Annotated in this window: 18 protein-coding genes, 1 tRNA gene and 1 pseudogene; 10 read left to right on the top strand and 10 right to left on the bottom strand. The window is 67.4% G+C overall.

The window, feature by feature from the left end; genetic code table 11:
• Positions 1–34 precede the first annotated feature (34 nt).
• The gene (locus ACEL92_RS09905; protein WP_374025392.1) at positions 35–1,681 is read left to right on the top strand and encodes an NAD-dependent malic enzyme; all 1,647 of its coding nucleotides are present in this window, start codon (positions 35–37) and stop codon (positions 1,679–1,681) included.
• A gap of 174 nt (positions 1,682–1,855) precedes the next feature.
• Here the strand turns inward: ACEL92_RS09905 and ACEL92_RS09900 are convergent.
• Positions 1,856–1,928, bottom strand: a tRNA-Asn gene (locus tag ACEL92_RS09900).
• A gap of 129 nt (positions 1,929–2,057) precedes the next feature.
• Between ACEL92_RS09900 and ACEL92_RS09895 the strand changes: the two genes are divergently transcribed.
• On the top strand, positions 2,058–2,324 hold the full coding sequence (locus ACEL92_RS09895) for a hypothetical protein (RefSeq protein ID WP_374025391.1): 267 nt from the start codon (positions 2,058–2,060) through the stop codon (positions 2,322–2,324).
• Here ACEL92_RS09895 and dnaG read toward each other — a convergent pair.
• The 3 genes from dnaG to ACEL92_RS09880 are packed head-to-tail and all read right to left on the bottom strand — an operon-like array spanning position 2,299 to position 6,250.
• Positions 2,299–4,293: a DNA primase gene (gene dnaG, locus ACEL92_RS09890; RefSeq protein ID WP_374025390.1), complete on the bottom strand. Its 1,995-nt coding sequence runs from the start codon at positions 4,291–4,293 to the stop codon at positions 2,299–2,301. The two genes, ACEL92_RS09895 and dnaG, sit on opposite strands and share 26 nt — an antisense overlap.
• 30 nt (positions 4,294–4,323) lie before the next feature.
• On the bottom strand, positions 4,324–4,932 hold the full coding sequence (locus ACEL92_RS09885; RefSeq protein ID WP_374025389.1) for a superoxide dismutase family protein: 609 nt from the start codon (positions 4,930–4,932) through the stop codon (positions 4,324–4,326).
• Positions 4,933–4,984: 52 nt separating this feature from the next.
• Entirely contained in the window at positions 4,985–6,250 is a 1,266-nt protein-coding gene (locus ACEL92_RS09880) for a deoxyguanosinetriphosphate triphosphohydrolase (RefSeq protein WP_374025388.1), read from the bottom strand.
• A gap of 89 nt (positions 6,251–6,339) precedes the next feature.
• Between ACEL92_RS09880 and ACEL92_RS09875 the strand changes: the two genes are divergently transcribed.
• Positions 6,340–8,319: a TPM domain-containing protein gene (locus ACEL92_RS09875; protein ID WP_374025387.1), complete on the top strand. Its 1,980-nt coding sequence runs from the start codon at positions 6,340–6,342 to the stop codon at positions 8,317–8,319.
• Positions 8,320–8,341: 22 nt separating this feature from the next.
• On the opposite strand, the gene ACEL92_RS09870 is transcribed toward ACEL92_RS09875, so the two are convergent.
• The 3 genes from ACEL92_RS09870 to ACEL92_RS09860 all read right to left on the bottom strand — a co-directional run bounded on the left by ACEL92_RS09870 (position 8,342) and on the right by ACEL92_RS09860 (position 11,686).
• The gene (locus tag ACEL92_RS09870) at positions 8,342–8,590 is read right to left on the bottom strand and encodes a hypothetical protein (protein WP_374026159.1); all 249 of its coding nucleotides are present in this window, start codon (positions 8,588–8,590) and stop codon (positions 8,342–8,344) included.
• A gap of 271 nt (positions 8,591–8,861) precedes the next feature.
• Positions 8,862–10,061 (bottom strand): PPE family protein, encoded by a 1,200-nt coding sequence (locus ACEL92_RS09865; RefSeq protein ID WP_374025386.1) that lies wholly within the window; start codon positions 10,059–10,061, stop codon positions 8,862–8,864.
• Positions 10,062–10,288: 227 nt separating this feature from the next.
• Positions 10,289–11,686, bottom strand: a complete 1,398-nt coding sequence (locus ACEL92_RS09860; protein ID WP_374025385.1) for a glycine--tRNA ligase — start codon at positions 11,684–11,686, stop codon at positions 10,289–10,291.
• Between the two features lie 232 nt (positions 11,687–11,918).
• On the opposite strand from ACEL92_RS09860, the gene ACEL92_RS09855 reads away from it, so the two are divergent.
• The 4 genes and pseudogenes from ACEL92_RS09855 to ACEL92_RS09840 all read left to right on the top strand — a co-directional run bounded on the left by ACEL92_RS09855 (position 11,919) and on the right by ACEL92_RS09840 (position 14,922).
• Complete coding sequence (locus ACEL92_RS09855) at positions 11,919–12,275, top strand: ArsR/SmtB family transcription factor (RefSeq protein ID WP_374026158.1); 357 nt, start codon at positions 11,919–11,921, stop codon at positions 12,273–12,275.
• Positions 12,272–12,664 carry a Fur family transcriptional regulator gene (locus ACEL92_RS09850; protein WP_374025384.1) on the top strand — a complete coding sequence of 131 codons (393 nt, stop codon included), beginning with the start codon at positions 12,272–12,274 and terminating at the stop codon, positions 12,662–12,664. The genes ACEL92_RS09855 and ACEL92_RS09850 overlap by 4 nt, the downstream gene beginning before the upstream one ends.
• A 146-nt stretch (positions 12,665–12,810) precedes the next feature.
• Positions 12,811–13,802: pseudogene (locus ACEL92_RS09845) on the top strand (IS481 family transposase).
• Positions 13,803–13,920: 118 nt separating this feature from the next.
• Positions 13,921–14,922, top strand: coding sequence for an alpha/beta fold hydrolase (locus ACEL92_RS09840; RefSeq protein WP_374025383.1), 1,002 nt, complete (start codon positions 13,921–13,923; stop codon positions 14,920–14,922).
• A gap of 4 nt (positions 14,923–14,926) precedes the next feature.
• Here ACEL92_RS09840 and ACEL92_RS09835 read toward each other — a convergent pair whose 3' ends face one another.
• From ACEL92_RS09835 to recO, 3 genes are read right to left on the bottom strand one after another with little or no spacing between them, the layout of a single operon-like run.
• The gene (locus tag ACEL92_RS09835) at positions 14,927–15,355 is read right to left on the bottom strand and encodes a hypothetical protein (protein ID WP_374025382.1); all 429 of its coding nucleotides are present in this window, start codon (positions 15,353–15,355) and stop codon (positions 14,927–14,929) included.
• 56 nt (positions 15,356–15,411) lie between these two features.
• Positions 15,412–16,305, bottom strand: coding sequence for a decaprenyl diphosphate synthase (locus tag ACEL92_RS09830; RefSeq protein WP_374025381.1), 894 nt, complete (start codon positions 16,303–16,305; stop codon positions 15,412–15,414).
• On the bottom strand, positions 16,298–17,098 hold the full coding sequence (gene recO, locus ACEL92_RS09825) for a DNA repair protein RecO (RefSeq protein WP_374025380.1): 801 nt from the start codon (positions 17,096–17,098) through the stop codon (positions 16,298–16,300). Before recO ends, ACEL92_RS09830 begins: the two co-directional genes overlap by 8 nt.
• A 62-nt stretch (positions 17,099–17,160) precedes the next feature.
• Here recO and ACEL92_RS09820 point away from each other — a divergent pair, with 62 nt between their 5' ends.
• From ACEL92_RS09820 to ACEL92_RS09810, 3 genes are all read left to right on the top strand, one after another.
• On the top strand, positions 17,161–18,660 hold the full coding sequence (locus ACEL92_RS09820; protein ID WP_374025379.1) for an amidase: 1,500 nt from the start codon (positions 17,161–17,163) through the stop codon (positions 18,658–18,660).
• 84 nt (positions 18,661–18,744) lie between these two features.
• A complete protein-coding gene (locus tag ACEL92_RS09815) occupies positions 18,745–20,379 on the top strand; it encodes an ATP-dependent DNA helicase RecQ (protein ID WP_374025378.1) in 1,635 nt (544 codons plus the stop codon).
• A gap of 28 nt (positions 20,380–20,407) precedes the next feature.
• Positions 20,408–21,865 (top strand): aminotransferase class I/II-fold pyridoxal phosphate-dependent enzyme, encoded by a 1,458-nt coding sequence (locus ACEL92_RS09810; protein ID WP_374025377.1) that lies wholly within the window; start codon positions 20,408–20,410, stop codon positions 21,863–21,865.

Here is a 21,865-nt window from a genome sequence, read left to right as displayed (position 1 = left end):
CCTAGAGGGCCCAGTCACCGGAGGTGGGGTAGCGATGTACGACGCGCACGCGCCGCGGATACCGCCGGCGCTGGCGGCGCCGAGCCTGAACCGGGGAGTCGGCTTCACCCATGAGCAGCGGCGGCAGCTGGGGCTGACCGGACGACTTCCGTCGGCGGTGCTGACGCTCGACGAACAGGCAGACCGGGTATGGCATCAATTGCAAAGCCTGGCAACGGATCTGGGCCGCAACCTGTTATTGGAGCAGTTGCATTACCGCCACGAGCTGCTCTACTACAAGGTGCTGGAAGATCATCTGCCCGAGCTGATGCCGGTGGTCTACACGCCGACCGTCGGAGAGGCCATTCAACGGTTCTCGGACGAATACCGCGGACAGCGGGGGCTTTTTCTGAGCATCGACGAGCCCGACGACATCGAGGCTGCCTTCGAAACTTTCGGGCTGGAACCCGACGACGTGGACCTGATCGTGTGCACGGACGCCGAGGCCATCCTGGGCATCGGCGACTGGGGCGTCGGCGGCATCCAGATCGCGGTGGGCAAGTTGGCGCTCTACACCGCCGGCGGTGGCATCGACCCGCGCCGCTGCATCGCGGTCTCCCTCGACGTCGGCACCAACAACGAACAGCTGCTGCAGGACCCGTTCTATCTGGGCAACCGGCACGCGCGAGCCCGCGGCGAGGAGTACGACGGGTTCGTCAACCGCTACATCGAAATCGCGCACCGACTCTTCCCGCGGGCGATCCTGCATTTCGAGGACTTCGGGCCGTTGAACGCGCGACGGATCCTGCACGACTACGGCGAAAAGTACTGCGTGTTCAACGACGACATCCAGGGCACTGGCGCGGTGGTGGTGGCGGCGGTGTACGGCGGGTGCCATCTCACTGGGGTGCCGATGCGCGACCAGCGGGTGATCGTCTTCGGGGCCGGGACCGCCGGGATCGGGGTGGCCGACCAGATCCGCGACGCCATGGTGGCCGACGGTGCGTCCCTCGAGCAGGCCACGGGGCAGATTTGGCCGATCGACAGGCAGGGCCTGCTGTTCGACGACATGGACGATCTGCGGGATTTCCAGGTGCCCTATGCGAAGAACCGTGCCGAGCTCGGTGTGGCTCCCGGGAACCGGGTGGGCTTGGTGGACGCCATCAAGCTGGCCTCCCCCTCCATCCTGCTGGGCTCTTCGACCGTGTTCGGCGCCTTCACCGAGAAGGTCGTGCAGGCCATGACCGCGTCCTGCGATCGCCCGATGATCTTCCCGCTGTCCAATCCGACCTCGCGGATGGAAGCCATGCCGGCCGACGTGCTGCAGTGGTCCGACGGCAAGGCGCTGATCACCACCGGCACCCCCGTCGCGCCGATCGAATTCGACGGCACCACCTACACGATCGGGCAGGCCAACAACGTGCTGGTGTTCCCCGGAATCGGACTGGGCATGATCGTGGCCGGGGCGCGGCTGCTCACCAAGGCAATGCTGCAGGCCGCCGCGAAAGCCGTTGTGGAACAGGCGAGCCCGTCCCATCCGGGGGACTCGTTGCTGCCTGACGTCAAGGACTTGCGCGCCATTTCGACGGCGGTCGCCGAAGCCGTCTATCACGCCGCCGTCACTGACCAGGTGGCGACGCGAACGCACGCCGACCCGCGCCAGGCCGTCCTCGACGCGGTGTGGACCCCGGCGTACGACTAGCGGCCCTCCGGTGTGGCGTCCCCGGGGTCGTTCGGCTGAGGCTGTAACCCCGCGGGCCTGCACTCGCGCTTTGTCTGCAGATTTACCGGCTCGACGCTGGGGATCTTCTAAAACCAGTCACCGCTGCCGCCACCGTCGCCAACGGGGAGCGCCGGACACTGCGTCTCAACCTTGCTCCCCCGCCTGGACTCGAACCAGGAACCTATCGGTTAACAGCCGAACGCTCTGCCAATTGAGCTACAGGGGATCAACACGATCGCGGGACGACTCTAGCGTACTGGCATAACCGCACCCAACTGGACAGGGACGGATCGGGCGCGCACGCACCGGGCCGCGTGAGGCAGGATGGGATGGTCGATAGTCGGGAGGAACGCTTTTGATCCGGTATGTCGTGGTGCTCGGACTGGGTTACGTGCTGGGCTCGAAGGCGGGGCGCCGCCGCTACGAGCAGATCGTCGGCACCTATCGGGCGCTGACCAGCAGTCCCGTGGCCAAGTCGATGATCGAAGGGGGGCGCCGCAAGGTCGCGAATCGGATCTCCCCCGACGCCGGCTTTGTGACCGTCGCCGACATCGACGACCAGACGGCCATCATGGAGCGGGCGGCCGACGAGGCCCTCACATCGTCAGATCGTCGCCGCTAGCCTGTTCCAGCAGGCTGCGCCGGTAGGCCTCCATCGCGACCAGATCGCCGAACAGCGCGTGGTACTCGTCGCCCTGCTCGATCGGCGACATGCGCTGCAGCTTGGACTTCACCTCGGCGATCTGCCGGCCCATCCAGACCTCCTGCAATCGGGCCAGCACGCCCGCGATGTAGCGCGGTAGCTTCTCGTCGTCCACCTGGACGGCCTCCACACCCAGCTCGCTGATCAGCCCCGCGGTCAGGTCCGATCCCGCCCGCTGGCGCACCGCATCGATCCACTGCCCCCCGGTGACGCCGCTCGACGTTCCGCCGGCGGCCTCGATGGCCGCGCGCACGGCGGCATAGCCGGGATGGGTGAAGCTCTCGACCGTCAGCGTGTCGAATACCGGACCGGCCAGTGCCGGGTACTGCAACGCGGACTTGAGCGCCTCGCGCTGCGGCCACAGGGTCGGGTCGCGCGGGTCCGGGCGCGTGGCGGCGGGGCGGGCCGCAGGGGTCGCGGCCGCGGCCCGGGACTGCTGCGCGGGGCGGCGGGGGGCACTGGGGGCCGAGCCCCGGGCCGGGGCCGGGGCCTTCTTGGCCTGGCTGCGCACCCGGTCGACGACCTGGGCCACGTCGTCCCAGCCGACCCAGCCCGCGAGCTGGCGGGCGTACTCGTCGCGCAGCGTGGGGTCTTTGATCTGGCTCACCATCGGCACGCAGCGCCGCAGCGCGGCCACCCTGCCCTCGGCGCTGTCCAGATCCATCTCGGCTATCGCGGTGCGGATCGCGAATTCGAACAAGGGGGTGCGCCGCGCCACCAGGTCGCGCAGCGCGCCGTCGCCCGATCTCAACCGCAGGTCGCAGGGATCCATGCCGTCCGGGGCGACCGCGACGAACGACTGTCCGGCGAGGTTCTGCTCACCGCCGAAGGCCTTGAGCGCCGCCGCGCGCCCGGCCGCGTCACCGTCGAAAACGTAGATCAGCTCGCCGCGGAAGAAACTGTCGTCCATCATCAGCCGGCGCAGCATCGCCAGATGCTCGTCGCCGAACGCGGTGCCGCAGGACGCCACCGCGGTGGTGACTCCGGCCAGATGCATGGCCATCACGTCGGTGTAGCCCTCGACGACGACCGCCTGATGCCCCTTGGCGATGTCGCGCTTGGCCAGATCGATACCGAACATCACCGACGATTTCTTATACAGCAACGTCTCGGGCGTGTTGATGTACTTGGCTTCCATCGGATCGTCGTCGAACAACCGGCGGGCGCCGAACCCGATCACCTCGCCGGCCGCGGTGCGAATCGGCCACAGCAACCGGCGGTGAAAGCGGTCGATCGGGCCGCGGCGGCCCTGCCGCGAGAGGCCGGCCGCTTCCAGCTCCTTGAACTCGAAACCCTTGCGCACCAGATGTTTCGTCAGCGAGTCCCATCCCGACGGGGCGAATCCGCAGCCGAAGCGGCGGGCCGCCTCCGCGTCGAAATTCCGCTCCGTCAGATACTGGCGGGCCGGCGCGGCCTCGTCAGATTCTAGCGCCGCGGCGTAGAACTCCGCCGCGGCCGCGTTGGCCGCGACCAGTCTGCTGCGGCTCCCGCGATCGCGCTGCACGCTGGTCGCCGGCCCGGTGTAGCTGATGGTGTGGCCGATCCGGTCAGCGAGCAGCTCGACCGCCTCGACGAAGGTGACGTGTTCGATCTTCTGGATGAACGCGTAGACGTCGCCGCCTTCGCCGCAGCCGAAGCAGTGAAAGTGTCCGTGGTTGGGGCGAACGTGGAACGACGGCGACTTCTCGTCGTGAAAGGGACACAGCCCCTTGAGGGAATCGGCACCGGCGCGCCGCAATTGGACATAGTCACCGATGACTTCGTCGATGCGGACCCGCTCGCGAATGGCGGCGATGTCCCGATCGGGAATCCGGCCCCGGCCCCTCGGCCGGGCATCATCGTCCCCCGCGCGCGGGTGGTGACCCCACGAACCTGCCGGGCTGGACATCGGCTCAGTCTAGAGCGCGCAGCCGGCCGGCTATCCGGTTCCGATGACGCCGCATGCCACCCGTTCCATGGCGTTGTCGGTGTCTTCGGCGCCGTGCAGCATCAAGGCTTTGCCCTGGCCGCCCACGAGGACGTCCCTGGTGAAGGAATCGGTGGTGGTGACCAGGTAGGCCGAGCCGTCCGAACGCACCTCGAGCGAGGTCAGGTCGCCGCTCTCGGGCTTGCCGGTGTGCCCGGGCGCGTTGTAGTGGCCGCCGGCGGACAGGAAGTTGCCGGGCGGGCCACCGGTCGGGGCGACGGAGTTGGGCTCGCACTTGCCGATCTCGTGGATGTGCAGGCCGTGGAAGCCCGGCGACAGGATGCCGCCGGCCACCGTCTTGACCGTGACGGTGACGTACCCGCCGGTGAAGTCGAACGTCGCCGTGGCGACGGACCGCCCGTCCGGCGTCTTCAATTGCGCGCTGAGCGATTCGCCGTTGGGCGCCGGGGTCGTCGTCTCGCCCGACGACGCCGGCGGGGCGCTCTTGACGGCAGGGGTGGTGCCGGGCTGGGTGCTCGCATGTTGGGGTGAGCTGCAGGCGGTCATGGCGACGACGGGAAGCCCCACCGCGAGGGTGGCGATACCGCTGAATTTGGTCATGAGCGGAGCCTAGTCCGCGGTGGCGACGGCGCTGCCGAGGGATGACTGGCGGCTAACCGGTGGCCTGGCGCGCGTCGATGCGTTCCAGCCGCCCCTCGGTGTACGAGGCGATCTGGTCGACGATGACCCGGAGCCGGGCGCGGTCGTCGGCCGCGGTGGTGAACGCCGCGGCGAAGACCGGGTCGAGCGTCTGCGGCGCCCCGAAATACAGCCATTGCGCCACCCGGCGGATCCGTTCGCGCTGCAGGGCCTGGGTGCCCAGATGGCGCGGATCGGACATGATGAACTGCAGCGCCAGGATTTTCAGGAGGGCGACCTCGGCGCGCACCAGGTCGGGCACCAGCAAGTCGGCGCGGTAGCGCACCAGCGGCCCTGGACCGGCCGCGGCGCGTGTTGTGGCGATGGCCGCCGAGGCGAATCTGCCGACCAGTTCGCTGGTGAGCCGCTTGAGCGCCACCGACGCCGCGAGGGTGGCGTCGTACTTGCCGACCGCGGCGACCACCGGCAGTCCGGAGAGCCGCCCCGCGGCGGCCATGAAGTCGTCGGCGCTGACCCTGGAGAATTCGCTCTCGCCCAGTTTGGCGAGCGCGGCCGCCTCGTCGTCGTCGGCCAGCACGCGCAGATCGATGCGCTGAGAGACGACACCGTCCTCGACATCGTGCACCGAATACGCGATGTCGTCGGCCCAGTCCATCACCTGCGCTTCCAGGCACATTCGGCCCTCCGGCGCGCCGGCGCGCACCCAGGCCGCTGGCTCCCGGTCCTCGTCGTAGAACCCGAACTTGCGCTGTTGTCCACGACGGAACCACGGATATTTGGTGACCGCGTCCAGGGATGCGCGGGTCAGGTTCAGCCCCGCGCTATTGCCTTGCTCGTCAAGCACTTTCGGCTCGAGGCTGGTCAGGATGCGAAAATTCTGGGCGTTGCCCTCAAAACCGCCGTGGTCGGCGGCGACCTCATCGAGAGCCCGCTCGCCGTTGTGCCCGTAGGGCGGATGGCCGATATCGTGGGCCAGGCCGGCCAGCTCAACCAGGTCAAGGTCACAGCCCAAGCCGACCGCCATCCCCCGACCGATCTGGGCGACCTCCAGTGAATGCGTCAACCGGGTCCGCGGCGTGTCACCTTCGCGCGGCCCGACAACCTGAGTCTTGTCGGCCAACCGCCGCAACGCGGCGCTGTGCAGCACCCGGGCACGGTCCCGGGCGAAATCGCTGCGGTGCTGGCCTTCCGTTCCCGGCAAACCGGCAGTCTTCGGCGCTTCGCGTACCCGCCGTTGACGGTCGAAGTCGTCGTATGGGTCTTGCCGATTCGTGGTCACCGACGCACAGTCTGCCAGGGAATGCCGGGCAAAGGACCGCTGCCGTGCACCGCCATTTGGCCGCGTTGTCGCGGGGCTAAATTGGCGTCATGCGCACTGCTCGCCTGCTCGGCGTGATCGCGATGATCCTGGCGATCGGTCTGGGCGGCGGCCTGCTCGTGGCCCCCACGGCCGGCGCGCAACCGCCCTTCCGGTTGGCGGGTTACGTCACCGACAACGCGGGCGTCCTGTCGGACTCCGGGCGCGCCGCGGTGACGTCGGCGGTGGACAGGCTGTATACGGATCGCCACATCAGGCTGTGGGTGGTCTACGTCGACGACTTCTCCGGACAGAGCGCGCTGAACTGGGCACAGAACACGATGCGTTCCAGCGATCTGGGCAACTACGACGCCCTGCTGGCCGTCGCGACCACCGGCCGCGCGTACGCGTTCCTGGTGCCGTCGACCGTCAAGAACGTCACCGCACATCAGGTCGATGACTTGCGGCACAATAAAATCGAACCCGCGCTGCACAACGGCGACTGGAGCGGCGCAGCGGTCGCGGCGGCGAACGGGCTCAACGTGTCGCCCGGCTCGTCGGGGCGGGTGGCCCTGCTGATCACGCTGGCCGCCATTCTCCTCGCCCTGGCGGCCTTGCTGTTGGTCATGCGATACCGCGGTCGCCGACGGCGCGCGGCCGGATTGGCCGCGGCCCGGCGGGTTGACCCCACCGACTCACAAGCGCTGGCCGCCGTGCCCCTGCAAGCCCTCGATGACCTGTCCCGCGAGCTGGTGGTGGATGTCGACAACGCCGTTCGAACCAGCTCGAATGAACTCGACCTGGCGATCGCCGAGTTCGGGGCGGACCGGACCCAGCCGTTCACTAATGCACTGGACAACGCCAAAGCCGCCCTCTCCCAAGCATTCACGGTCCGCCAGCAGCTCGACGACAGCATGCCCGAGACGCCCGGGCAGCGCCGCGAGCTGCTCACCCGGGTAGTCGTGTCGGCGGCGCGCGCGGACCGCGAATTGGAGTCCCAAGCCGAAGCGTTCGAGAACCTGCGCGATCTGGTGATCAACGCATCGTCGCGCCTCGACGGGCTCACCCAGCAATACGTCGAGCTCACCTCCCGCATCGACCCTTCAGAGCAGCGGCTGGCCGAGTTGCATGACCAATTCGATGCTGCCGCATTGACTTCGGTGTCCGGCAACGTCACGGCGGCCAAGGAGCGGCTCGCATTCGCCGACCGCAACATCAGCACAGCAAGGGATCTGGCCGCCCAAGCCGTCAGCGGCCGGCAGGCCGGTTTGGTGGACGCCATCCGTGCCGCCGAGTCCGCGCTCGGACAGGCGCGGGCTCTGCTCGACTCGGTGGACAATGCGGCCACCGACATCCAACACGCCATCGATCGGCTGCCGTCGACCATGGCCGTCATTCAGGCGGACATCAAGCGCGCCAACGAGTTCCTGCAGAAAGCGCGTCCTGCCACGCCCGCGCACACCGGCCTGATCGCGGCGCGCGATGCGGCCGCCCGGGCAGTCGACGTCGCGCGGGCCTTGGCATCCACCGACCCGCTGGGCGCGTTCGCGCAGTTGGCCAAGGCGGATGCCGACCTCAACGGTCTGCTGGTGACTCTGGCCCAAGAGCAGGCCGCCGCGGAGCAGCTCAACCGGTCCTTGGAGCAGGCGTTGTTCACCGCGGAGTCCCGGGTACGGGCGGTCTCCGACTACATCGACACCCGCCGCGGTAGCGTCGGTCCGGAGGCCAGGACCCGGCTCGCCGAAGGTCAGCGGCACCTGCAGGCCGCACGGGACAAGCGGGCAACCAACCCGACCGAAGCGATCTCCCACGCCAACGCGGCGTCGACGCTGGCCGCCCAGGCACAGGCGTTGGCCAACGCCGACGTGCAATCGGCTCAGCGCACCTTCACCCGTGGCAGCGGCAGCGACATGGGCGCGATGCTGGGCGGAATCATCATCGGCAATGTGCTCGGTGGAGGCATGCGGGGAGGGTCCGGCGGCTGGAGTCCGACGTCATTCGGCGGCTCGTCGGGAGGGGGCGGCTTCATGGGTGGCGGCGGCCGATTCTGAGCCGCTCGCGTGCGGCCAGCGGTCAGCCGGCGGCCGGTGAATGCGGTATCACACCGCCGGTGCGTGGGATTTCGAAGTGGGGTTCGGTCTCGCCTTCCCACCGCTGCCAGTCGTTCCACTGATTGGGGTCCGCGACCACGGCCGGAGCCGGGACGTCGGCTACCGTGTCGCCGGCGTCGGCGCTCACATCCGGCTTCGGTGCCCAGTGGTCGTAGTCATCCGGCGGCACGGCCACGCCCCACTTGAGCGGAACCGACAGGCCACCGAGCATCCCCGACTCACCCCGAACCGCCGACACCGAGTCATCTGGTAGCGGCGGACCAAGAGGCAAAAGCATGTTGCCCCCTTCCACAGCCGTTTGTCGGACGCTGTGGCCGAACCCAATAACATCCAAGCAGCCACATCGTAAGCCAAATCTGAAACAAATACCGGAAAAGCGTGCATTTGCTTATGGGGAGCGTACGCCCAGGTCCGGGCCCGAGCCACAGAGGGTGGGCCGACGCGAATAAACGGGCGCTGATGGAAATAAATTCGGTGCCGCCCTAGCCGCCCTTCGTGCGCGGCACCACCTTCGGCCGCGACTGCACTACGTGTGGATTCTCGCCGCCGCGGCGCCCTCGTTTGTCGGTCTTCTTGTCCTCGGCGCCCCGATCTTCCACCGCCATCGCCATGGCAGGGGTGGAACCTGCGGCCGTGGATGACGCGGACGACGTTCCCCCGGTCGCGATCGGCGTCGGCAGCTGGGCGCCCAGGGCCGGCACGGCAAGACTGGTCAGGACCGCCGGCACCGGCATCGACCCCTCCCAGGTCGGCGGGACGGTGATCGACCCTACGAACCGCGCAGTGCCCAACCCAGCGGTCGCAACGCCCAACCCGCCGGCCGACTGCAGCCCTTGGACGCCGCCCGCGACGGCCTGCGGCGCTTCCGCGGCCACCGCGGTGACGCCGGCCGCCGCAGGCGCGACGGGTCCCGCGCTGTGGGCCAGCACCATCATCGGAGACATCAGTGCGCTCGCCGGGTACATCCCGATCGGCGCCAGCGCGGTCATCGTCGTCACCGGCATCGACGACAGCAACGACGTCACCGACGAGAGGCCGGGGAAGAACGCCCCCAGCACCGACTGCAGCTCCGACACGAATGCGGTGCCCAAGGCCCCGAAAGCCTGGGACACGAAGCTCAGCGGCGCCGTCACCAAGCTCGCCAATCCGCTCAGGAGCGTTGGCGGGACGCTGAACGCCGGCAGCGTCGCCGCGACTGTTTGCGCCTCGATGTGATAGCCCACCATGGCGGCCACATCCTGGGCCCACATCTCCATGTACTCGATTTCGGTCATCGCGATCGCCGGGGTGTTCTGGCCGAAGAAATTCGTCGCGATCAGCGCGAGCAACCGGATGCGGTTCGCCAGGACCGCCGGGGTGGGCACCGTGGCCATGAACGCCGCCTCGTAGGCCGCCGCCGCCGCGGACGCCTGGGCGGCCGCCATCTCGGCTTGCCCCGCCGCCGAGATCAGCCACTGCAGATAGGGCGTCGATGCCGCCAGCATCGCCGCCGAAGACGGACCGGTCCAGGGACCGGAGGCCACGCCCGTCACGACCGACTCGAACGACGCCGCGGCGGACGCCAAGTCGGCCGCCAATGCTTCCCAGGCCGCGGCCGCCGTCAACAATGGGCCGGGTCCGGCGCCGCCATACATCAGCGCAGAGTTGATCTCGGGGGGGAAGAAAAGAAAAGCTGGAATCACGACATCCCCAACCCACCGACCGAGTCAACGGCACCCACTACACGCACACGAACCCGACACCCACCCATGCCGACTACACACGTGAGCAACATTCGCTTTACGAGCCTAAGGCAATCGGCTACCCAGAAGCAGCTTTTTATCAAACGTTTAATACGTCGGCGTGGCGGCCGCGCCGACTAGCCGGACAGGTGCCATGAGAATGCGAACAAGCGTGGCGTCGGCGCTGGTTAGCACCCCTTCAGCCGAGCGGCCAGATAGTCGGCCACGGCGTTCATCGGGACGCGCTCTTGTGTCATGTCGTCGCGCTGACGCACAGTGACTGCGTTGTCTTCCAGGGAATCGAAATCCACGGTCACGCAGAACGGCGTCCCGACCTCGTCCTGGCGCCGGTAGCGGCGCCCGATCGCGCCCGCGTCGTCGAAATCGATGTTCCAGCAGGTCCGCAATTCGGCGGCGAGATCACGAGCCTTGGGGCTCAAGTCGGCGTGCCGGGACAGCGGCAGCACCGCGGCTTTGACCGGAGCCAGCCGCGGGTCCAGCCGGAGCAGCGTGCGCTTCTCCATGACGCCCTTGGCGTTCGGGGCCTGGTCCTCGGTGTAGGCGTCGATCAAAAACGCCATGAAGGAGCGCGTCAGGCCGGCGGCCGGTTCGATGACATACGGGGTGTAGCGCGTGTCGGTGACTTGGTCGTAGTAGGACAGGTCGGCGCCGGAATGCTTTGCGTGCGTCGACAAATCGAAATCGGTACGGTTTGCGACGCCTTCCAGCTCGCCCCAGGGGTTGCCGGCGAACCCGAACTTGTACTCGATGTCGACGGTGCGATCGGAGTAATGCGAAAGCTTCTCGGCGGGGTGCTCGAAGAGCCGCAGATTCTCCGGATCGATACCCAGGTCGACATACCATTGCAGCCGGGTGTCGATCCAATACTGGTGCCATTCCTTCGCGGTAGAAGGCTCCACAAAGAACTCCATTTCCATTTGCTCGAATTCGCGCGTTCGGAATATGAAGTTGCCCGGCGTGATCTCGTTGCGAAAGCTCTTGCCGATCTGGCCGATACCGAAGGGGGGCTTCTTACGGGCCGTGGTGACGACGTTGGCGAAGTTGACGAAGATGCCCTGCGCGGTCTCCGGACGCAGATAGTGCAGCCCCTCCTCGGTCTCGATGGGCCCGAGGTGGGTTTTCAGCATCATGTTGAACTCGCGCGGCTCCGTCCACTGCCCCTTGGTGCCGCAATCTGGACAGACGATCTCGGTCATCGGCACCGTGTCGGCGTCGTCGATCCCCTTCTTGGCCGCGTAAGCCTCCCGCAGATGGTCCTGACGATGCCGGTGGTGGCAGTTCAGGCACTCGACCAGCGGGTCATGGAAGACCTCGACATGGCCGGACGCCACCCAGACCTGTCGCGGCAGGATGATCGATGAATCGATTCCCACGACGTCATCTCGGCCGGTCACCACCGACCGCCACCACTGCCGTTTGATGTTCTCCTTGAACTCCACTCCAAGCGGGCCGTAGTCCCACGCCGAGCGGGTGCCGCCGTAGATCTCGCCCGAGGGAAAGACGAAGCCCCGCCGTTTGGCCAGGTTCACTACGGTGTCGATGACGGACGCCACGGCGTGGTGCACTCCCTTTCCGGGTTTGAGCGGCGCGCGCGGCGATCGACCGCCGCACGCAGAGCACCAGTCATGGTAACGATCGGCGCCGCGGTCTTTGACATGCGTCATCACGCATGTGACAGTGGAATTTGGCCGCCCGCGAGACCTCCCGGCCGATCCGCCCACGACCTGGCACTTTTCCGAGGTGATGACTCTCTCCATGACGATGTCCCCCTCCCCCATGCCCACCACCGCTGGTGACATGAGCGTCGTGGCCCACGAGCACGGCGGAACCCGGTCCGGCGCGCTGACCGATTACCCCGTGCCGCCGCCGCGCGAGATCCTCGATGCCGCCGGCGAGCTGCTGCGAGCCCTGGCCGCACCCGTGCGGATCGCCATCGTGCTGCAGCTGCGCGAATCCCACCGCTGCGTGCACGAGCTGGTCGACGCGCTCGGAGTGCCGCAGCCGCTGGTGAGCCAGCACCTGAAGATTCTCAAGGCCGCCGGCGTCGTCGCCGGCGAACGCTCCGGTCGCGAGGTGCTGTACCGGCTTGCCGACCACCACCTGGCGCACATCGTGGTGGACGCGGTTGCGCACGCGAGCGAGGACACGCTTTGACCGGCGCGAGTGTCCGGTCGACCCGGCAGCGCGCGGCGATTTCGACGCTGATGGAGACGCTCGACGACTTCCGCTCGGCGCAGGAATTGCACGACGAGCTGCGCCGTCGCGGTGAGAACATCGGGCTGACCACCGTCTACCGGACACTGCAATCCATGGCGGCGGCGGGACTGGTCGACACGCTGCGGACCGACACCGGTGAGTCGGTCTACCGCAGGTGTTCCGAACACCACCATCACCATCTGGTCTGTCGCAGCTGTGGTTCCACCATCGAAGTCGGCGACCACGAGGTCGAGGAGTGGGCGGCGCAAGTCGCCGCCAAGCACGGCTACTCCGAGGTCAGCCACACCATCGAGATCTTCGGCACTTGTTCACAGTGCGGGGCCTAGGTTGACCCGAGCCGGCCTAACTGTACTGCCCAGGCAGGTTGGTTGAGGAAGTGTGACGACACGCTGTAGCGGTCGTTGATGGGTGAAGGTCTCCTGTCGTGGAGTGGAGCTGCTACCACTGCACCCACAACGAACAGGAGACCTTCGTGGTCCACGCTAATGCCGTTTTGACTCCGCGCGGGCGGTTGTTGCTCGCGCGCCGTGTCGTTGAAGAGGGCTGGCCGATTTCTCGGGCCGCCGAGTATTTTCACGTGTCCTGGCCGACCGCCAAACGCTGGGCATCGCGGTACGCGGCGATGGGTGCCACCGGGATGAGCGATCGGTCCAGCCGGCCTCATCACAGTCCGAATCGCACGTCGCAGGTGATGGTGCGCCGGATTGTGGAGTTGCGGTGGCGGCACCGACTCTCACGATCGCCATCGCCTCAAGGTTGTCGATGTCGGCGTCCACGGTGCACGCGGTGCTAGTGCGCTGCCGGCTGAACCGGTTGTCGCACATCGATATCCGCACTGGCGAGCCGATCCGTCGCTACGAACATGATCTTCCTGGTGCACTGGTCCATGTCGATGTCAAAAAGCTCGGCAACATTCCCACCGGTGGGGGTTGGCGATTCGTTGGCCGTGGCCAAGGCAAGAAGAACCGCGCCGCAACCCCGGATGTGCCCCGCAACCGACACCGTGACGTGCTGTTAGGACATGCCTTTGTCCATACCGTCATCGATGACCACTCCCGGGTCGCTTACGCCGAGATCCACGACGACGAGACCGCACAAACAGCCATCGCGGTGCTACGTCGCGCGGTGGATTGGTTCGCAGCCCGCGGGGTCCTCGTCGCAAGCGTCTTGTCCGACAACGGCTCCTACTACCGCTCTCGCGCCTGGCAGGCCGCCTGCACTGAACTCAACATTCTCCACAAGCGGACGAGGCCCTACCGTCCCCAGACCAACGGCAAAATCGAAAGATTCCACCGCACCATGGCCGCCGAATGGGCCTTTACCAGGCACTACCCCAATGAACGCACCCGCCGCTCAGCCCTACCGGCTTGGCTGCACACCTACAATCACCACCGGCAACACTCAGCGATCGGAAAGGTCCCACCCATCACACGGTTGACCAACCTGCCTGGGCAGTACACCTAACCCGGCACGGCTGAAAAAAGCCGCCAAAAAAGTGTCCGACACGCGCCCGCCGCGTGCTCCTACCCATGAGTGGCCCACGGGCCGAGACAAGCAGGAACTCTAGGGAAGTGAGAGCACCATGCGGAACCACCCATCACCCCATCTGCGGCCGGTACGCGACGTCGAGGCTCCGGCACTGCAATTCCGCACCATCCACGGGTACCGACGCGCCTTCCGGGTCGCCGGGTCGGGACCTGCTCTTCTCCTGATTCACGGCGTCGGTGACAAGTCCACGGCATGGGAGCCGGTACACGCCAAACTCGCACGGCGGTTCACGGTCATCGCGCCGGATCTGCTCGGCCACGGGGAGTCCGACAAACCTCGCGCCGACTACTCGTTGGCGGCCTTCGCGAACGGCATGCGCGACCTGCTTGCCGCGCTCGGCATCGACCGCGTCACCGTGGTCGGGCATTCGTTCGGTGGCGGTGTCGCAATGCAATTCGCCTATCAGTACCCGCAACTGGTAGAGCGCATCGTCCTGGTCAGCAGCGGTGGCGTGGCCCAGGAGGTCAGCGCGGCCCTGCGGTTGGCGGCGATGCCGTTGGGCAGCGAGGCCCTGGCCATGCTGCGCATGCCGGGCGTGATGCCCACGATCCGACTGTTCGGGCGTGCCATGGCCACCGTGCTGGGCCCCACCAACCTCGGGCACGACGTCGTCGACGCGCTGAATCTGCTCGAGGGCTTCCGGGACCCGCGCGCATTGTCGGCGTTCGCGCGCACCTTGCGTTCGGTGGTGGACGGACGCGGTCAATTCGTCACCATGCTGGACCGAAGTTATCTCGCGCAACCCATTCCGGTGCAGGTGATCTGGGGCGAGGACGACTTGGTGATCCCGGTGGAACACGCCCGGATAGCCCACGAGGCGATGCCCGGGTCACGCTTGGACGTCTTCGAAAACGCCGGGCACATGCCGTTCAGGGACGACCCGGATCGCTTCGTCGAGGTCGTCGAGCGGTTCGTGGACTCGACGCGACCGGCGCTGCACGACCAAGGCCTCCTGGCCTCGTTGCTGCAGACCCACGTCGGGGAAAACGCCCGGGGACCGGTAGCCGTCGCGCTAACCGAATCGGCGGTGTCCTAAAGCACTAACCCGTCAATGCGCGACGGATCCCGGCGCCCGAATCCAGCACCAGCAGAACCAGAGTGCGCAGGGCGTCGTCGGTCAGGCCGCCGCCGGGAAAGTTGTAGCGCAGCATCACGTCAGCACTTTTGGCCGCGCCTTTGCCCGAATTGCGTTGCACGGCTTTCTCATTGACCTTCTCGACGAGCGTCACACTGCCGAAGTTGCTCTCACGGGCCTGCCTGGCGACCTGATCGCTGACCTTCTTGGTGAGCGGCAGATCCCACGCCACGACCTGGGTCAGCGACACCAGGTCGAGGTCGTCGGCGATGTTCACCACCCGTAATGAGGCGATGGTCCCCCCGTGACGGACGGTCAGCGCCCCGTCGGTTTCCTCTTCGACCGGAAGGACTTCGCCGAGCACCGACCCCAGACGTTCCTGCAGTGATGGCATCGGATCCTCCTCGTCAGGACCCGATGCGCCCGGCTCCGCCGCGCTTCCGGTCCCCACTATGCGCTCCCGAATCTTCTGTTGCGAGAGGCGTATTCCTCACACGCCGCCCACAGGTCGCGTCGGTCGTAGTCGGGCCACAGTTTGTCCTGGAAGATGTACTCGGCATAGGCGGCCTGCCACAACATGAAATTGCTGGACCGCTGCTCCCCCGAGCTCCGCAAGAATAGGTCGACGTCGGGGATGTCTGGTCGCTGCAGGTGCTGCGCCACCGTCGCCTCGGTGACGCGCTCCGGGTTCAGCCGGCCGGCGGCCGCCAAGCGCGCGATTTCTTTTGTGGCCTCGGCGATTTCGGCGCGGCCACCGTAGTTGACGCAGTAGTTGACGGTGATGACGTCGTTGTCCTTCGTCATCTCTTCCGCGACCGCCAATTCATTGATCACGCTGCGCCACAGGCGTGGACGCGACCCCACCCAACGGATCTTGACCCCGATGGTCTTGAGGTTCACGCGACGCATGCGCACCACGTCGCGGTTGAAACCCATGAGGAAGCGTACTTCATCGGGTGAACGCTTCCAGTTTTCGGTGGAGAAGGCGTAGAGGCTGAGCCACTTGATCCCGATTTCGATGGCGCCACAAACGATGTCGATGACGACCGCTTCACCCGCCTTGTGGCCGTCGGTACGGGTCAATCCGCGTTGAGTGGCCCACCGGCCGTTGCCGTCCATCACGATCGCGACATGGTTGGGCAATCGATCGGCCGGGATCCGGGGCGCCGCCGCTTTCGAGATGTGCTGTGGCGGCCGGCTCGGACCGCCGCCAGGAGCAGGCGGCAGCTCGGGGAACACCACCGGCCAAGTCGACCTGTCGGGGAAGACCGGATAGTCGTCGGGGGCGGGAGGCAGCTGCGGGAAGACGGCGGAGGCCAGCTTCCGCTCGGCCCGGCTAGCCACAGTCCAAATCCTGCTCGATCAGCGCTGCTGCGCGTCGTTCGGCGATGGTGCGGTCGACGTGATACGCGCGTTCCACCAATGGCAACGTTTTGAGCTGCCGCTCCAGGTGCCATTGCAGATGCGCGGCCACCAGCCCGCTGACGTAGCTGCGATGCGATTGCGTGGCCTTTTCGGCGAACTCCCAATCACCATCGTGCAGCGCGGACATCAGGTCCAGCACGCCCGGCGGCGGCGTCGTCGAACCGGCCGGACGGCAGTGACCGCAGACGCTGCCCCCGGCGCCGACATGAAACGCCCGGTGCGGCCCCGGTGTGGCGCACCGCGCGCACTCGTTGAGCGCCGGCGCCCATCCGGCGATGCCCATGGCCCGCAGCAGGTAGGCGTCCAGCAGCAGGTCCCGGGACCGGCGGCCGTCGGCCACCGCCCGCAGCGCGCTCACCGTGAGCCGATGCAGGGCCGGGGCGGGGGCCCGCTCCTCACCGGCGAGGCGTTCAGCGGTTTCCAGCATCGCGCACCCGCAGGTATAGCGGCCGTAGTCGCTGACGATGTCGGTGGCGAACGCGTCGATCGAGACCACCTGGGTGACAATGTCGAGATTGCGGCCGGGATGCAGTTGCGCGTCGATGTGCGCGAACGGCTCCAGCCGTGCGCCGAATTTGCTGCGGGTGCGACGAACACCCTTCGCCACCGCGCGAACCAAGCCGTGATCGCGGGTGAGCAAGGTGACGATCCGGTCGGCTTCGCCGAGCTTGTGCTGGCGCAAAACCACAGCCCGGTCTCGATACAGCCGCATCACCATAGTTTTGCACCCCACCGCGACAATGCTGGTATCCGCGCCGATTAGTCTCGTACCCCGTGATTGGCGCTTCCGAGTCAGGTCCTGGGTCCGTTTTCGGATCCAGCGGCCAGCGCCTGCCGACACTGACTGACCTGCTCTATCAGCTGGCCAGCCGTTCCGTGACATCGGTCACACTGGTGCGCCGGTCCCTGCACGCCATCCACGCGAGCCAACCGACGTTGAACGCCTTCCGCGTGGTGCTCACCGAATCGGCGCTGGCCGCCGCGGCGGCGGCCGACCGGCGGCGGGCGGCCGGGGACACGGCGCCGTTGCTCGGCATCCCGATCGCGGTCAAAGACGACGTCGACGTTGCTGGAGTGCCGACGGCCTACGGCACCGAGGGCTACGTCCCGCCCGCCACCCACGACGCCGAGGTGGTTCGCCGCCTCAAGGCCGCCGGCGCGGTGATCGTCGGCAAGACCAACACCTGTGAGCTTGGCCAGTGGCCGTTCACCAGCGGCCCCGGCTTCGGGCACACCCGCAACCCCTGGTCGCGCCGGCACACCCCGGGCGGCTCGTCCGGGGGCAGCGCGGCCGCGGTGGCGGCGGGGCTGGTCACCGCGGCGCTCGGCTCCGACGGTGCCGGCAGCATCCGCATCCCGGCCGCCTGGACGCACCTGGTGGGCATCAAGCCGCAGCGCGGGCGCATCTCCACCTGGCCGTTGCCCGATGCGTTCAACGGCATCACGGTCAATGGCGTGCTGGCCCGCACGGTGGCCGATGCCGCGTTGGTGCTCGACGCCGCGTCGGGCAACGTCGACGGCGACCGGCACAAGCCGCCCCCGATCACCGCGTCCGACTACGTCGGTATCGCGCCCGGCCCGCTCAACATCGCGCTGTCGACCCGATTCCCCTACACCGGGTTCCGGCCCAAACTGCACCCGGAAATCCTGGCCGCCACGCGGGCCGTGGCCAAGCAACTCGAGTTGCTCGGTCACACGGTCGTCCCCGGCAATCCCGACTACGGCCTGCGGCTGTCGTGGGACTTCCTCGCCCGGTCCACCGCCGGCCTGCGGGACTGGGAGGAGCGATTGGGCGACGGGGTGATCCTCGACCCCCGCACTGTGGCCAACCTGCGCATGGGCCACGTGCTGGGTCAGGCGATCCTGCGCACCGCACGGCGGCACGAGGCGGCCGCCCAGCGTCGGGTGGGTTCGATCTTCGACATCGTCGACGTCGTCCTGGCCCCGACGACCGCCCAACCGCCACCGCTGGCCCGCGCCTTCGACCGGTTGAGCAGCTTCGGCACCGACCGCGCGATGATCGCCGCGTGCCCGCTGACGTTCCCATGGAACGTGCTGGGTTGGCCGTCGATCAACGTGCCGGCCGGGTTCACTTCCGAAGGGTTGCCGATCGGGGTGCAACTGATGGGACCGGCCAACAGCGAGGGCATGCTGATCTCGCTGGCCGCCGAGCTGGAGGCCGTGTGCGGGTGGTCGACCAAACAGCCGACGGTGTGGTGGAACGCCGAAACGGGCACGCCGCCGGTGGCCGGTACCCCGCCGCCACGAAGGTGAAACAGTAAGCCGCACATCGTCGGAAGTTGACTTCGCTTGAGCGGCTTCGGGTTTGTCCACACCCGCGCCGGGTAGTTGACCGCAGTGCAACGATCCGACGGCCTGGACCTGGATGCGGTAGCGCATAGGCACTTCGGCTGGGAACGCCTGACCGACGACCAGCGCGCGGCGATGCGCGCGGTGCTGCACGGCCGCGACGTGCTCGCCGTGCTGCCGACCGGGTCGGGCAAATCGGCGATCTACCAAGTGCCCTCGCTCCTCACAGACGGAGCGACGTTGGTCGTTTCGCCCCTGATCGCGTTGCAGGAAGACCAGATTGCCGCCCTCGAAGCCAGCGGCGCCGGAACGGCCGTCGCCATCAACTCCGCCCTGCGCGCCGGGCAGCTTCGGCGCGGCTGGGAGTCCATCGAACGGGGCGACGCCGATTTCGTCTTCGTCTCCCCCGAACAGCTGGGGAACGACGACGTGGTCAACCGACTATCGGGAGCGCAGGTCTCCATGATCGTCGTCGATGAGGCGCATTGCGTGTCGGCGTGGGGACACGACTTCCGGCCCGATTATCGGCGACTGGCCGACGTTTTCCGGCGGCTGGGCGAGTCGATCCCGATCGTCGCCCTGACGGCGACCGCCTCCGTAGTAGTGCGCCGTGACATCGTCGACCGGCTTGGGTTACGCGATCCGGCGGTCGTCGTCGGGAGTTTCGACCGGCCGAATCTGCGGTTGGTCGTCGAGCGCCACCTCGATGCCGACGCGAAACGGTCGGCGGTGCTCGAGGCCATGCCAGGACTTCCGACCCCAGGCCTGCTGTATGTGGCCACCCGCAAGGAAGCCGAGTCCTACGCAGAAGAGTTGCGCACCAAGGGCATCGTCACTGCGAACTACCATGCCGGAATGAAAACCACCGAGCGTGACGCGGTACACGCCGGGTTCCGCGACGACGAGTATGAGGTCGTGGTGGCGACGTCGGCGTTCGGCATGGGCATCGACAAGCCGAACGTGCGCTTCGTCGCGCATGCGTCGGTGCCCGACTCGTTGGACAGCTACTACCAGCAGATCGGCCGAGCCGGCCGCGACGGTGCCGACGCGCTGGCGCTACTGTTCTACCGTCCCGAAGACCTAGGCCTGGCACGCTTTTTCTCCGCCGGCCACCCCGACGAACAGCAGCTCGCGGCGGTCTATGGCGCGCTGGACGAATCGCACCCGACGCGACTGAAAGACCTGCGGGGCCGGCTCGACGTCCGCGGGCGCGCGTTGACCAACGCAGTCAACCTGCTCGAGGAGGCCGGTACGATCCGCTCCACCCGCAAGGGCTTCCTGCGCACGCGCCTGCCGACCGACGCCGCCGTCGCCGAAGCGGTGCAGGCAGCCGAACTCCGCGAACGGGTTAACCTTAGCCGAATCGAGATGATGCGCGGATACGCCGAAACACGCTCGTGCCGAAGGGTTTTCCTGCTCGCATACTTCGGGGAGCGGTTAGCGGGTCCGTGCGGAAATTGTGACCGATGCCTCGCGGCGGAACGGCCCGACGACGTCGGCGTGGAGCAAGCCGCGTTACCCATGGACGCCGCCGTGCGGCATCGGGAATGGGGACGCGGCGTGGTGATCGGTGGCGACCGCGACCGCGTCACCGTCCTTTTCGACGAATTCGGCTACCGCACATTGTCGATGGCGGCGGTACGCGAACACGGGTTGCTCGAGGTCAGCGGGGCGGTCGCATAGCCGGTAGCAAGGCGGGTACTCCTTCGCCATGGACCAATCTGATGCTCCACTGTTAGATGCGCTGGTCGATTACCGCCAGAAGAACAGATACGGGTTCACGCCGCCTGGTCACCGACAGGGCCGCGGCACCGACGAACGGGTCCTGGCGGTGCTGGGCCGCGAGCCGTTCGCCGACGACGTACTGGCCAGCGGAGGGCTGGACGACCGCAGGACCAGCCAGCAATACCTCAAACGCGCCGAAGACCTGATGGCCGAGGCCGTGGGCGCCGACATCGCCTGGTTCTCCACCTGCGGCAGCTCCCTGTCGGTCAAGGCGGCGATGATGGCCGTGGCCGGTGGCGACGGCAGCCTGCTGGTGGGCCGGGACAGCCACAAGTCGATCGTGGCGGGGCTGATCTTTTCGGGAGTGCAACCCCGGTGGATTACTCCCCGCTGGGACGCCGAGCATCATCTCTCGCATCCACCGTCACCCCAGCAGGTGGAAGAGACCTGGGCAAAGCACCCCGACGCCGCCGGTGCCCTCATCGTCAGCCCCAGCCCGTACGGCACGTGCGCCGACATCGCCGGCATCGCCGAGGTCTGCCACGCGCGCGGCAAACCGTTGATCATCGACGAGGCCTGGGGCGCGCACCTGCCCTTCCACGAGAATCTGCCGACCTGGGCGATGGATGCCGGCGCGGACGTGTGCGTGGTCAGCATCCACAAGATGGGCGCCGGCTTCGAGCAGGGCTCCGTATTTCACGTGCAGGGCGACCTGATCGATCAGGACCGCCTATCGGCATGCGCCGACCTGTTGATGACCACCAGCCCCAACGTGCTGGTGTATGCCGCCATGGACGGGTGGCGGCGCCAAATGGTGCAGCGCGGACACGAATTGCTCGGCAGTGCTTTGGATCTCGCGTGCCAGCTGCGTCAGGACGTTGAAAACATCCCCGACGTGTTGGTGCTCGACGACGAATTGCTCGGCGTACAGGCGTCCCACGACTTGGATCGGATGCAAGTGTTGATGGACGTGTCGGCGACGGGCACCTCCGGTTATCAGGCCCACGACTGGCTGCGCGAGCACGCGCACATCGACACCGGGATGAGCGATCATCGCCGCATTCTGGCGACGTTGTCTATGGCCGACGACAAGGAAACCGCGAGCCGCCTCACGGATGCGCTTGCCGCCTGGCGCAAGGCCGCCGACAACGTCGACCCGCCGCCGCCCATCGATTTGCCGTCGCCCGAGCAGCTGCAGCTGGAAACGGTCTGCCTGCCGCGCGACGCATTCTTCGGGCGCGTCGAGCAGGTTCCCATCGAGAAGGCAGCGGGCCGCGTTGCCGCCGAACAGTGCACGCCGTATCCGCCGGGGATTCCCGCGGTGGTGCCCGGCGAGCGGCTCAACGACGCAGTGCTGGACTACCTGGGTTCCGGTGTACGCGCCGGCATGAACGTTCCCGATGCGGCGGATCAATCGCTGCGAACCATCCGCGTGCTTGCCTAG

Origin of the sequence: Mycobacterium hainanense (genome assembly GCF_041890355.1) — a bacterium.
GTDB classification, from domain to species: domain Bacteria; phylum Actinomycetota; class Actinomycetes; order Mycobacteriales; family Mycobacteriaceae; genus Mycobacterium; species Mycobacterium hainanense.
This window is presented reverse-complemented; position numbering and strand designations above follow the sequence as displayed.

What these genes read in the sequence shown, in the direction of transcription:
- ACEL92_RS09905 (WP_374025392.1), top strand. Translation starts at nt 35, where the DNA reads ATGTACGACGCGCACGCGCCGCGGATACCGCCGGCGCTGGCGGCGCCG.
- dnaG (WP_374025390.1), bottom strand. Translation starts at nt 4,293, where the DNA reads ATGTCCAGCCCGGCAGGTTCGTGGGGTCACCACCCGCGCGCGGGGGAC.
- ACEL92_RS09885 (WP_374025389.1), bottom strand. Translation starts at nt 4,932, where the DNA reads ATGACCAAATTCAGCGGTATCGCCACCCTCGCGGTGGGGCTTCCCGTC.
- ACEL92_RS09875 (WP_374025387.1), top strand. Translation starts at nt 6,340, where the DNA reads ATGCGCACTGCTCGCCTGCTCGGCGTGATCGCGATGATCCTGGCGATC.
- ACEL92_RS09870 (WP_374026159.1), bottom strand. Translation starts at nt 8,590, where the DNA reads ATGCTCGGTGGCCTGTCGGTTCCGCTCAAGTGGGGCGTGGCCGTGCCG.
- ACEL92_RS09855 (WP_374026158.1), top strand. Translation starts at nt 11,919, where the DNA reads ATGAGCGTCGTGGCCCACGAGCACGGCGGAACCCGGTCCGGCGCGCTG.
- ACEL92_RS09840 (WP_374025383.1), top strand. Translation starts at nt 13,921, where the DNA reads ATGCGGAACCACCCATCACCCCATCTGCGGCCGGTACGCGACGTCGAG.
- ACEL92_RS09835 (WP_374025382.1), bottom strand. Translation starts at nt 15,355, where the DNA reads ATGCCATCACTGCAGGAACGTCTGGGGTCGGTGCTCGGCGAAGTCCTT.
- recO (WP_374025380.1), bottom strand. Translation starts at nt 17,098, where the DNA reads ATGCGGCTGTATCGAGACCGGGCTGTGGTTTTGCGCCAGCACAAGCTC.
- ACEL92_RS09810 (WP_374025377.1), top strand. Translation starts at nt 20,408, where the DNA reads ATGGACCAATCTGATGCTCCACTGTTAGATGCGCTGGTCGATTACCGC.